The 12421-nt window shown below is 56.8% G+C and carries 10 protein-coding genes and 1 tRNA gene; 6 read left to right on the top strand and 5 right to left on the bottom strand.

Annotation, left to right across the window (positions count from 1 at the left end; genetic code table 11):
- Positions 1–24: 24 nt before the first annotated feature.
- A complete protein-coding gene (locus tag MHM37_RS00520; protein WP_219863852.1) occupies positions 25–906 on the top strand; it encodes a LysM peptidoglycan-binding domain-containing protein in 882 nt (293 codons plus the stop codon).
- Between the two features lie 63 nt (positions 907–969).
- On the opposite strand, the gene gcvT is transcribed toward MHM37_RS00520, so the two are convergent.
- Both gcvT and MHM37_RS00530 read right to left on the bottom strand, forming a co-directional pair.
- Complete coding sequence (gene gcvT, locus MHM37_RS00525; protein ID WP_239295730.1) at positions 970–2082, bottom strand: glycine cleavage system aminomethyltransferase GcvT; 1113 nt, start codon at positions 2080–2082, stop codon at positions 970–972.
- An 88-nt stretch (positions 2083–2170) separates the two neighbouring features.
- Complete coding sequence (locus MHM37_RS00530; RefSeq protein ID WP_239295729.1) at positions 2171–3574, bottom strand: sodium:alanine symporter family protein; 1404 nt, start codon at positions 3572–3574, stop codon at positions 2171–2173.
- 407 nt (positions 3575–3981) lie between these two features.
- Here MHM37_RS00530 and gcvH point away from each other — a divergent pair, with 407 nt between their 5' ends.
- Both gcvH and gcvP read left to right on the top strand, forming a co-directional pair.
- Positions 3982–4371 carry a glycine cleavage system protein GcvH gene (gene gcvH / locus MHM37_RS00535; RefSeq protein WP_139527479.1) on the top strand — a complete coding sequence of 130 codons (390 nt, stop codon included), beginning with the start codon at positions 3982–3984 and terminating at the stop codon, positions 4369–4371.
- Between the two features lie 85 nt (positions 4372–4456).
- Positions 4457–7351, top strand: coding sequence for an aminomethyl-transferring glycine dehydrogenase (gene gcvP / locus MHM37_RS00540; RefSeq protein ID WP_239295728.1), 2895 nt, complete (start codon positions 4457–4459; stop codon positions 7349–7351).
- 38 nt (positions 7352–7389) lie between these two features.
- Here the strand turns inward: gcvP and MHM37_RS00545 are convergent, their stop codons facing one another.
- The gene (locus MHM37_RS00545; protein WP_219861036.1) at positions 7390–8292 is read right to left on the bottom strand and encodes a LysR family transcriptional regulator; all 903 of its coding nucleotides are present in this window, start codon (positions 8290–8292) and stop codon (positions 7390–7392) included.
- Between the two features lie 209 nt (positions 8293–8501).
- Here MHM37_RS00545 and ppnN point away from each other — a divergent pair, with 209 nt between their 5' ends.
- The 3 genes from ppnN (at position 8502) to MHM37_RS00560 (ending at position 10985) form a co-directional block, all read left to right on the top strand.
- Positions 8502–9884: a nucleotide 5'-monophosphate nucleosidase PpnN gene (gene ppnN, locus MHM37_RS00550; RefSeq protein WP_139527473.1), complete on the top strand. Its 1383-nt coding sequence runs from the start codon at positions 8502–8504 to the stop codon at positions 9882–9884.
- Between the two features lie 48 nt (positions 9885–9932).
- On the top strand, positions 9933–10661 hold the full coding sequence (locus tag MHM37_RS00555) for a sulfite exporter TauE/SafE family protein (RefSeq protein ID WP_239295727.1): 729 nt from the start codon (positions 9933–9935) through the stop codon (positions 10659–10661).
- Positions 10662–10784: 123 nt separating this feature from the next.
- Complete coding sequence (locus MHM37_RS00560) at positions 10785–10985, top strand: hypothetical protein (protein ID WP_139527470.1); 201 nt, start codon at positions 10785–10787, stop codon at positions 10983–10985.
- A gap of 378 nt (positions 10986–11363) precedes the next feature.
- On the opposite strand, the gene MHM37_RS00565 is transcribed toward MHM37_RS00560, so the two are convergent.
- Together MHM37_RS00565 and MHM37_RS00570 are read right to left on the bottom strand one after the other, a co-directional pair.
- Positions 11364–11440: transfer RNA gene (locus tag MHM37_RS00565), tRNA-Pro, on the bottom strand.
- A 123-nt stretch (positions 11441–11563) separates the two neighbouring features.
- A complete protein-coding gene (locus tag MHM37_RS00570; RefSeq protein WP_239295726.1) occupies positions 11564–12376 on the bottom strand; it encodes an inositol monophosphatase family protein in 813 nt (270 codons plus the stop codon).
- Between the last annotated feature and the right edge of the window lie 45 nt (positions 12377–12421).

Consider the following 12421-nt stretch of genomic DNA (forward strand, 5'->3'; position numbering starts at 1 on the left):
CTGACGATTTGCGTATTGGCGAGCATGCTCGTTGGCTGTGCTGGCTCGTCGCCCTCCTCTTCGGGACAGCGCGTGCCTGCCGCCAGCTCGACGAGCAGTATCAGTGGTGATTGGGTAGTCGTTAGACGAGGCGATACGCTTGGTCAGCTCGCGGCGCGAGCCAACGTACCACTGGAGCGACTCGAGCGCTTCAATCCGGGCGTCGACCCACGCCGTTTAGCGGTGGGACAGCGTCTACTCATCCCCACTCAGCAGGAACGAGCGCCTTCTGGCGGCCCTTACCGCTATCAAATTCGCCCTGGGGATACCTTTTCAGGCATCGCACGACATTTTGGTACCACGTCCGGACGTATACAGAGCGCGAATCAGGGCACGTCGCCGACCGGGCTGCGCGTCGGACAAATTATCAGCGTTCCTCTCAGCAGTGCGGCCAGAACCACGCCGTCAAGCCAGCGTAACGGTTCACGAAGCACCAGCTCGTCGAGTGCTTCATCGGCGCCGACACCCGCACCCAGCGCGAGCCTGCCCGCGTCAGCGCGTCGTTGGCCATGGCCACTGGAGGATTACCGCGTGGTGCGCCGCTTTGGGGCGGATAGCCGTGGCACCCTGCAACCCATGTTACTCGCCACGCAGGAAGGAGCCCGAGCTAAGGCCGTCGCCCCCGGGGAGGTTCGTTTTGCAGACAGCATGCGGCAGCTTGGCGATGTCGTCATCGTTCACCATGCAGACAATTTGCAAACCGTCTATGCCCTTTGCGAACGAATATTGGTCCGCGTAGGCGATCAAGTCAGCGCGGGGGACGAGCTCTGCGAAGTGGGACAAAGCAACGCAACACAGCGCTATGATTTGTTGTTCGATTTACGTCAAGGAGGCAAACCCATCGATCCGCGCCAAGTACTGCGCTGACAACAAGTACTGCGCTGACAAAAAGCCCCTCCACGATGAGGGGCTCTTCCACTATCTGAACGACTATCCTCGATAGTAGCCGGGCGTTACGAAAGGCATGGAAGTGACGTTCATCGGGAGCTGCTTGCCGCGCACCAGTGCATAGACGGCGGTACCGGGAGCCTCCCATTCTCGAGTCACATACCCCATGGCGACGGGTTTACCGACGCTAGGTCCGAAGCCCCCCGAGGTCACCACACCGATCTCGTTACCCGCTTCGTCAACTAGCAGGCTGCCTTCACGGACCGGCGCTCGTCCTTCTCCGACCAAGCCCACGCGCTTTCGGGGATGATCTTTGGCATCCACTTGATGCAGAATCACATCGGCACCCGGAAAACCCGCTGCGCGCTCGCCACCGCGCCGACGCGACTTACCAATGGCCCAAATCAAGCCGGCTTCGACGGGCGTGGTGTTCTGATCCATATCGTGGCCATAGAGACATAAGCCTGCTTCAAGGCGCAGAGAATCCCGAGCCCCCAAGCCAATTGCTTCGACTTCCGGCTCAGCCAATAGCGTCTCTGCTAACGCTTGGCTCTCGTCGGCAGCGACAGAGATCTCGAAACCATCTTCACCGGTGTAGCCGCTGCGGCTGATCCAAACGTCATGCCCCGCCAGGGTATAACGCCCATGCTGCATGAACGTCAATTCGCAAGCCTGGGGGCAAAGTCGCTGCATCACTTCCCGCGCTTGGGGTCCTTGTAGCGCCAGCAACCCGCGGTCGAGCACGTCAATTTGGTGGCTATTCCCCAAATTGGCACGCAAATGGGCAATATCTTGCTCTTTGCATGCCGCATTCACCACCAGATAGAAGTGATCCCCTGCATTGACGGCCATCAGATCATCGAGAATGCCACCGTCGGTACTGGTGAAAAGACCATAACGCTGCTGCCCTTTTTGCAATCCCACCAAATCAGCGGGAATCAAGCTTTCCAGCGCTTCAGCGACTTGCCCACCCGACACTAGAATCTGTCCCATATGCGACACATCAAACAAACCGCAGTACTGTCGGGTATGCTCGTGCTCTTTTTTCACCCCTAACGGGTACTGCACCGGCATCTCGTACCCAGCGAAAGGTACCATCTTGGCACCCAGTTGTGTGTGCAGCGTGTGAAGTGGCGTTCGGTTCAGATCAGTCATGGCATATCCTCTATCAAAAAAGAGAAACGGGAAGCCTGACTAGGCTTCCCGGCTCTACTACAACGTGCGCGGCCCTTAAGCGCAGGCCTTACTTGTCATGATCCAGGGCTTCGCCCGGCAGCACGTCCTTACCTGCAAAATAATCCCGAGTCAGCTTGAAGACAACGGGAGAGAGCAGCGCCAACGCAATCAGGTTGGGGATAGCCATCATGGCGTTGAAGGTGTCGGCCATCAGCCAGATAAAGCCCAGCTGAGCAATGGCACCCAACGGAATGGCCAGCACGAACAATACGCGGTAGAGCATGATGGAGCGAGTGCCAAACAGGAACTGGCAGCACTTCTCCCCATAAAAAGACCATCCCAAAATCGTGGTGAAGGCAAAGATCGCCAGCGCAATGGCCACGATTTGGTTACCAAAACCAGGCAGCGCTGCATCGAAAGAGAGCGCGGTCAGTGACGCTCCCGCCTCTCCTTCCATCCACACCGTCGAAGTCAAAATGACCAGCGCAGTGATGGTACATACGATGATGGTATCGATGAACGTCCCCAGCATGGCAATCAAACCCTGACGTACCGGATTTTTCGTTTGTGCCGCTGCGTGGGCGATAGGTGCGCTCCCCAAACCGGCTTCGTTGGAGAAAATACCGCGCGCCACACCAAAGCGGATGGCAGCCATCACCGCGGCACCAGCAAACCCACCGGCCGCTGCCATGGGGTTGAAGGCGTAGTAGAAGATCAGCCCAAAGGCATCGCCAATTTGGCCTGCATTGACGACCAGTACCAGCAAGCCCGCAATGACGTAGGCAATGCCCATCACCGGCACCAGTTTACCAGCAACCTTGGCAATACGTTTGATGCCGCCGAGAATCACCGCGCCTGCCAGGACCATGATGATGACGCCGGTTAACCAGTGAGGAACACCAAAAGTGGCATCCATGGCTTCCGCTACCGAGTTGGACTGAACGGTGTTACCGATTCCAAACGCCGCCACTGCGCCAAAGAAAGAGAACAGGCCGCCCAACCAGAGCCACTTACGGCCTAGGCCATTTTTGATATAGAACATCGGCCCGCCCACATGATAACCGGTGCTATCGGTCTCCCGGTAGCGCACCGCCAGCACTGCCTCGGCAAACTTGGTCGCCATACCCACTAACGCGGTGATCCACATCCAAAAAACGGCGCCAGGGCCACCGAGCGCAATGGCGGTTGCCACACCGGCGATATTACCGGTACCAATCGTTGCCGATAGCGCGGTCATCAGCGCGTTAAAGGGAGAAATTTCCCCCTCATCGCTGGGCGTTGACGATGCCTTTGCAGACGGTTTGGCATCTCGTCCTTGCCACATTAGCTTGAAACCCATGCCGAGTTTGCGTATCGGCATCAGTTTCAAGCCAATTTGCAGATAGATACCGACCCCTAGCAACAGGATCAGCATCAACGGGCCCCACACAACCCCGTTAATAGCGCCTAATAGGCTGGTCAACGTTTCCACACGACTCTCCTTACCCAATTCGATTGATGCGTTTGTTATGAAGGTTAGGTTGCTCACCCACCACCCATCAGGCAGATGAAAACACCAAGCGTCTCTACCATAGCGCTTAATTCTCGCTGGAAAAACGCATGATGAGTATGTTTTACACCATTTTCTTAGTGGGCATCCACGCCCGTGTCGCTTGCTAGCAGAGAAAGCTTCTCTTTATGAAATCGACAAACGACCGGAGGCTAGGAAAAGGCGCTCCACAAGTGAGGTTTTAGTACCAATGAAGAAACTTGTTTCCGATAAGAAACACGGTACCATAGAGAGACTCATACGCTCCATCGAGCTGGCTACAGTCGCCAAGGCGAACGACAAGCGCTAGTATGCCGTTGTTCCGTCCACTGAATGCAAAGGGAAACATCATGAGCAATCTTCCTGCCAATCTTCGTTACGCTGCCAGCCACGAATGGGTGCTGGACAACCAAGACGGCACCGTGACCGTTGGGATCACTGACCACGCACAAGAAGCATTAGGCGATGTGGTGTTTGTCGAGCTACCCGAGGTCGGTCAAGCCCTGAATAAAGGCAAGGAGTTTGGTGTCATCGAGTCCGTCAAAGCGGCTTCCGACCTTTACTCCCCCGTCGATGGCGAAGTGGTGGAAGTCAACGAAGCCCTCGAAGACGCCCCTGAAACGGTTAATGATGCCCCTTACGAAGGTGGCTGGATCATGAAAGTTCGTGTCACCGACCAAGCCCTTGAAGGCTTATTAGACGCCGATGCGTATCAAGCGACGCTAAGCAACGACGACTGATCAACGTCGCCTCAGCGCCTGCCCATCTGACAGGCGCTGATCGATCGCCTCTGCACGGTTTTCTCATCACGTCCGGAATCTCCCCATGCCTTTCGAATCACGCCGTTTGGCCGAATTGGCCGACCACGATGCTTTTATCAAACGCCATAACGGGCCAAGCCCCGACGATGTCGCCACCATGTTAAAAGCGCTCAACATGCAGCGCATGGAAGACCTGATCGAGCAAACCGTGCCAAGCGATATTCGGCTTGGTCGTGAACTTGCCCTTGACGACCCCCGCAGTGAAGCGGAAGCGTTGGAGTACTTGAGCCAGCTTGCCCGTCAAAACCGCGTCACCAAGAGCTATATTGGCCAGGGTTACTACAACACCCACATGCCAGCAGTGATTCAGCGAAACGTGCTGGAAAACCCAGGCTGGTATACCGCCTACACGCCTTACCAGCCGGAAATTTCTCAGGGCCGCCTGGAAGGCCTGCTCAATTTCCAGCAGGTCATCATGGACCTGACCGGTATGGAACTGGCCAATGCCTCCTTGCTGGATGAAGCCACGGCCGCCGCAGAGGCCATGGCGCTTTGCAAGCGTGGCAACAAAAAGAGCAAGTCGAACGCCTTTTTCGTCGCCGACGACCTCTTTCCGCAAACGCTAGACGTCGTGAAGACCCGCGCAGAGTTCTTCGGCTTCGAACTGATCATCGCTCCTGCCGAGCGCCTTGCCGAGCACGATGTATTTGGAGCACTGGTGCAGTACCCCTCTGCTAGCGGCCGCGTTATCGATCTCGCCCCAATGCTCGAGGCGGCGCAAGCGCGCGGTATCATGACATGTGTAGCGACCGATTTGCTCAGCCTGGTACTCCTCAAAGAGCCGGGCGCAATGGGCGCAGACATCGTCGTCGGTAACTCGCAGCGATTTGGTGTGCCTATGGGCTTTGGTGGGCCACATGCCGCTTTCTTCGCAACCTCCGACAAACTCAAGCGGTCGATTCCAGGGCGAATCATCGGCGTCTCCAAAGACAGCCGAGGCAAAACGGCGCTACGTATGGCCATGCAGACCCGCGAGCAGCACATTCGTCGTGAGAAAGCGACCTCGAACATTTGCACCGCGCAAGCGCTACTGGCCAATATCGCTGGTTTCTACGCTACCTATCATGGGGCTGAAGGTCTGCGAAAAATTGCTGGCCGCGTGCACCGCCTCACCACGGTGCTGGCAACCGGCTTGAAGCGCGCAGGCGTTCAGCTAGCCAACGACACGTGGTTCGATACGCTGCGCCTCACGCAGGTGGACGCGGGTAAACTTCATGGCCGCGCCATGACCCACGACATCAACTTGCACTATTTCGCCAATGGTGACGTAGGCATCAGCCTGGACGAAACGACCACTGCTCACGATGTCGCCGCCCTTTTCGACGTTCTGCTGGGCGATGAGCATGGTTTGGCGGTTTCCGCACTAGATGAGCAGGTCGTTGCCGAGCAGCTAAGTGGGATTCCAACGGCGTACCAGCGAAACAGCGATTTCCTGACGCACCCAACGTTCAAGCGCTATCGCAGCGAAACCGAAATGCTGCGTTACCTAAAGCGTCTCGAAAACAAAGATTTGTCGCTAGCCCACGCCATGATTCCGCTGGGGTCGTGCACCATGAAGCTCAATGCGACGAGCGAGATGATTCCTGTCTCTTGGCCTGCGTTTGCCAACCTGCACCCGTTTGCGCCCCGCGACCAAGTGGCGGGGTATCATCAAATGATCGATGAATTGGCGGCGTTTCTGGTCGAAGTCACCGGCTATGACCACATCTCGATGCAGCCCAACTCGGGTGCCCAGGGGGAGTACGCGGGCCTGCTGGCAATTCGCCGTTACCAAGCAGCACAAGGTGAAGCGCACCGTGACGTCTGCTTGATTCCTAGCTCGGCACACGGCACGAACCCTGCCTCTGCCGCCATGCTCAGCATGGAAGTGGTCGTCGTCGAATGTGATGCAAACGGCAACATCGACTTAGACGATTTGACCCGCAAAGCCGAACAGCACAGCGAGCGTCTTTCAGCGGTCATGATTACCTATCCATCGACGCACGGCGTATTCGAATCTCACGTTCGCAAGGTATGTGACGTGGTACACCGGAATGGCGGACAAGTGTATGTCGATGGAGCAAACATGAATGCCCAAGTGGGCCTAACCCGCCCTGGTGACTTCGGTGGTGACGTTTCTCACCTCAACCTGCACAAAACGTTTTGCATCCCCCACGGCGGCGGTGGCCCCGGCATGGGCCCCATCGGTGTGAAAGCGCACCTTGCTCCGTTCGTCTCCAACCATGTGGTGACGCCCATTAACGGTGTCAATCCAGACAGCGGCGCGGTCTCGGCGGCGGCTTTCGGCAGTGCGTCCATTCTCCCGATTTCATGGGCGTACATTAAGATGATGGGAGCCCGTGGTCTGCGCGAGGCTACCGAGTTGGCCATTCTCAACGCTAATTACATTGCCAAGCGTTTAGAAGCCTCCTACCCGATTCTCTATCGCGGTCAGAACGGCACGGTCGCTCACGAATGCATCATCGATATCCGTCCGCTAAAGAGCGCCTCTGGCATTAGTGAAGAGGATATCGCCAAGCGCTTGATGGATTATGGCTTCCACGCGCCGACCATGTCGTTCCCGGTGCCGGGCACGCTGATGATCGAGCCGACGGAGTCAGAGTCGCTTTATGAAATTGACCGCTTCTGCGATGCCATGATTGCGATTCGTGAAGAGATTGCCCGGGTTGAAAGCGGTGAGTGGCCGCTGGATAACAACCCGCTGGTGAATGCGCCACATACGCAAGCCGACCTGATGGATAGCACCTGGCAACGGCCCTACGACCGTCAGCTTGGTGCCTTCCCTACCGAAGCGGTGATGGCGTCTAAATATTGGCCTTCGGTGAACCGGGTCGACAACGTCTTTGGCGATCGCCAATTGATCTGCTCGTGCCCTAGTATCGACGAATATCGCCAATAACGCTTGAACGTTTAGCAGCCAATAGCGCCCCTGGCCCGTTATTCGGGTACCAGGGGCGTCGTTTCTTGAAGACGCTGGTCGTGAAAACCGTTCAGCAGTTTTTCATAGCGCTTAGGCAACACGGAGTCTTGGCGGCGCAATAGATAGAGAACTTCATTAATCGCTTGCGGCAGCGCTAACGCCTTGACCTGCCGCTGCCAAGGCGATGTTTCGAGCACTAGGCGCGACACCACCGTAAAGCCCAACCCACGTGCTACGGCGTCCAACACCATGCTGACCTCATTAGTGAAGCCCTGATGGCGAAAGTGTGTCATGGAGCGAAAATCATCGGGGTAATTCGCGCGCAACAGCGCGTTGGCGTGATTGATACCGTCGTAGTAATTGATGAAGCCAATGCCCATTAGCTCCGATAGCGTACTGCCTGCAAAGTCAGCGGGCACCACCAAGCAAAGCGGCTCTTTATGCCATACCGTACAGGTAAGCTCTGGATGATTGACCTGCTCGGTCACAATACCGATGTCGTACCGCCCTTCTAACAGGTCGTTGACGATCTCATGGTTGAACGCAAAGCTGTAATTGACCGTGAGATTGGGATGCATCTGTTGCTGCCCTAGAATATAGGGATAGAACATCAGTCCCACACTGCCGGGCGAGGCGATGCGGCACTCGCCGCTATCCAGCGAATCATCATCGAGACCATGGCGAAATTGCTCATGCTCGGCAAACAGCTTTAACGCATAGTCGTAGGCACGACGTCCCGATTCGGTCAGTGTGAAGCTCCTACCACGACGCTCGAGCAGCGTTTTGCCCAGATAGCTTTCCAACTTGCGAATATGCTGGCTAACCCCTGGCTGCGTCATTTCTAGGCGACGCGCCGTTCGTGTGAAACTGCCAGTTTCCACCAACGTTATAAACGTCCGAAAATATTGGGCATTAAACATAGGGTTCGAACAACATCCTCATTATCCATCATCGTTAGCCGCTCTTTGGCGTACTAACGTCACCGTCGCGGTTCGGCCTACCGTACGCGCCGCTGGCCTAGAGTAGCATAAACCCCGCGGGGTCGGTCGCAGGACCCACTGCTGAACCGTACCAAGCAGCGTGCTAGTATGCAGGCTCGTTATGAACACACTTAGGGATAGTTCAACTAATGACGCAGACCCCAGCGCCTCGTGCCACGATTTCCAGCATTATTTCTCCCGAAGGCAGCCTTGAAGTCCTCTCTCAGCATGAGGTCAACCGGCTGAAGAGCACGTCCAAAAGTGGTTTGCACGATTTATTGCGCCGATGTGCGCTAGCTGTTCTCAATTGCGGCAGCCCCACCGATGACAGCTTGGCGATCCTCGAAGCCTACAAAGACTTCGATATCGAGGTCCTACAGCAAGACCGGGGCATTCGGCTGAAGCTGACTAATGCCCCCGCTGAAGCCTTCGTGGATGGGCGCATGATTCGCGGTATTCGTGAACATCTCTCGTCGATCATTCGCGACATCGTCTACGTCTATAACGAGATTCAGCAACATAACCGTTTTGACCTAACCACCGGCGAAGGCACGACCAACGCGGTGTTCCACATCCTGCGCAAGGCGGGCACACTCAAACCGGGCCGCGACCCGAGTCTAGTCGTGTGCTGGGGTGGCCATTCGATTTCTCGCGAAGAGTATGAGTACACCAAGGATGTGGGTTACCACCTTGGGTTGCGCGATTTGGACATTTGCACCGGCTGTGGCCCCGGCGCAATGAAAGGCCCCATGAAAGGTGCCAACGTGGCGCATGCCAAACAGCGCCGTAAAGATGGCCGCTACCTGGGTATTTCGGAGCCGGGTATCATCGCCGCCGAAGCCCCCAACCCCATCGTCAACGAACTGGTGGTCATGCCCGACATCGAGAAGCGCCTGGAGGCGTTCGTTCGGCTAGGCCATGGCATCATCGTCTTTCCCGGCGGCGTGGGCACCGCCGAAGAGATCCTTTACCTGCTGGGCATTTTGCTGCACCCCAGCAACAAAGAGATTCCTTTTCCGCTCGTCTTCACCGGCCCAGCCAGCTCGGCGGCCTATTTCCAGAAAATCGACGAGTTCTTGGTCTACACGCTGGGAGAGGAGATCCGCCGCTATTACACCATCATTACCGGCGACCCGGTGGCGGTCGCGCGTAAAATGCGTGAGGGCATCGATCAAATTGCCGATTTCCGCCGCCAACACCAGGATGCGTTCTATTACAACTGGCGCTTGACCATCGCGCGTGAGTTTCAAGCCCCCTTCGAGCCCACTCACGACGCCATGCGTGCGCTAGCACTCCACCGCCAGCAGCCCACGCATGAGCTAGCCGCCAACCTCCGCCGTGCTTTCTCTGGCATCGTGGCAGGTAATGTCAAAGAACCTGGCATCCGAGCCATCGAAGCCCATGGCCCATTCGTGCTGACCGCCGAACCGGCGCTCATGGAGCGACTGGACGCCCTGCTCAGCTCGTTTGTTGCTCAAGGCCGTATGAAACTGGATGGGCAGCCCTACACGCCCTGCTACGTGCTGAAATAGCACTATCGCCCAGGCAGGCACATCGGTGCCTACCGACAGGTTCTGACCGTGATCATAGCTCTGCTTACTCTTGTCATTGCTGGCATTATCAAAGGTGCGATCGGCTCCGGCGTCCCCGTTGTCGTCGTCCCAGTGCTGACCATGCTCTACGATGTCAAATTGGCCATTGCGGTGTTGGTTGCGCCTAATTTATTGAGCAATGCCCTTCAGGTATGGCAATACCGCCACTCCCTTTTGCCCTGGCGCTTTTTGTTGACGTTCGCCATCGCTGGCGGCGTAGGCATCGTTCTCGGCACCTGGGGGCTCGTCGTCATCTCCCCAGACTATCTCTCGCTGGGAGTCGCGGGCGCCATTGCCATGTATCTTGCCATCAAACTTTCCAAACGTTCGGCCACGCTACCTTTATCCGTGGCCGAACGCATCGCTCTTCCCGTTGGCCTGTTGGCGGGAGTGCTTCAAGGCGCCGCAGGAATGTCCGCACCGGCATCGGTCACTTTCCTAAACGCCATGCGACTGGAGCGACGCGTCTTCATCGGGTCCATTTCGGTATTCTTCGTCGCCATCACCCTGGTGCAAATTCCTGCCCTTCTAAGCGCAGGCATTCTGACGGCTGAACGCACCCTCTACAGCCTGGGTGCGCTGATAGTGATTCTCACTGGCATGCCTTTGGGTGCTCGGTTAGGTAAGCGCTTGCCACATCGCTGGTTCGATAACCTGATCATGTGCCTGCTAGCCAGTATTGCATTGAAAATCATCATCGATACGTATTGGGCATGATCGACAGCTTCCTTCTCTCTGCAGAGTAGCCCAATTGCCGCTACACTAAGCCTGAGTTCGACGACCACACATCGCCGTCGGCCATGGAGTCATATCACCGCGTCTCAAGGAGAGAAATTCGATATGGAAATGATCGACCAACTGCAAGACGGTAAAACTAAAGCCTTCGCCAAGCACTGTTTCGAGCGTAACTCCCCCGAGGAGCTCAACAGCGCCGCAGAAGGCGCTCCCGATCAAGCAGAAATGGAGCACTGGGGCATTACCGCCGGTCAATGGGAAGAGGCCGTGGCGGCAGCGCTCGCCGATCACAAAGCGCAGGGATAGTCATCGCGCTGCTGATGACGTTTCACACATACAGTATCGTGACGCAGAGCTGAGAACCGGAGACCGATAATTGGCGCACAGGAAACCCGGAGGTTTCTATGAGGAAATGGATAGTGATGGCCCTCGTCAACTGGCTTCGCAAGCCAGCCAATCGCCAGAAAGCCAAAGCAGCCTGGAATGACTTACGCGGGCAGCGGAAGCGTCCACCGGGCGCTTCCACACCGATGTCAGGAAGAAGCACGCCTCGGCAGCCCAACTCCCCTAGCGACAGTCACCGCTAATCCTTTTATTACCCGGCGGGCCCTGAAACGGGGCCTGTTTTTATGTTGAGTGAAACACAAAAAAGCCGCTTCGATAAACGAAGCGGCTTTTCAGTATTGGTCGGAGTGACAGGATTCGAACCTGCGACCTTTGCAACCCCATTGCAACGCGCTACCAAGCTGCGCCACACTCCGAGGTCTGTTTGGCATTTGCCTCAAGACGGTGCGTATACTAGCGCTTTATTAGCCAAATGAAAAGCCCTTTTTGCGCTTTCTTTTCAAATGGTTGCCGTACTGTGCTGAAAAGCACCCGTCAGGCTAGCGGTCCACGCTTGCCAGCAGCGCCGCCATGGCATCGTACACACCGGGGGCAGTTACCAACAGCTGCTCTGGAAAAAGGTCGGCAGGAATGCCTTCCGGCACCTCGACCAAATGTCCCACGCGTGCTCCGGCTTCCCGGGCAATCACCCAGCCTGCCACAAAATCCCAAGGGGATACGGTTTCGTAATAGGCATCCAGGCGCCCACAGGCAATATCGCAGATATCCAGCGCCGCCGCCCCGTTGCGTCGGATGTCCTGGCAGTGGGTCAATACGGCTTCGAAACGCGGCAGCAGAGCCTTGCGGGCCTGCTTGTCATAGGGAAACCCGGTGCCTACCAGCGTGCTGGCCAGCGATTCGGCACTGCTGGGCTGGATAGACCGCTGGTTGCAGTAGGCACCCAGCCCCTCGGCTGCGCTGAAGGTTTCATTCAGAAACGGGGCGTGAACGACGCCCACCTTGCCCACGCCCTGCTCGATCCAGCCAATCGACACCGCTACATGGCGCTGGCCCTGGGCAAAGTTCACCGTGCCATCGATAGGGTCCACGACCCACAGCTGTTCGGCGGGATGGTAGAGCGCCTGTTCGGGGCTCAGCTCTTCGCTCAGCCTTGCCTCACCGGGAAAGTGCTCTTCCAGGCGCTGACTGATTCGCTGGTCGACGGCGACATCGACATCGGTGACCAGCTCCATGCCGTCTTTAAGCCGTTGGGCGAAGTTCTGCTGCTCGCGCGCCTCGCGGATCATCTGTCCCGCCTCTTCAGCGATGGTAATTGCCAGCGCCAGACGCGCTTCCAGGGTATACGCTGCCATCAGGTTGCCTCTTCTAACGAACCATGGATGAGTCAATAGATAGAT

The organism is Halomonas sp. MMH1-48, assembly GCF_022348105.1.
In the GTDB taxonomy this organism is placed as follows: Bacteria; Pseudomonadota; Gammaproteobacteria; order Pseudomonadales; family Halomonadaceae; genus Vreelandella; species Vreelandella piezotolerans.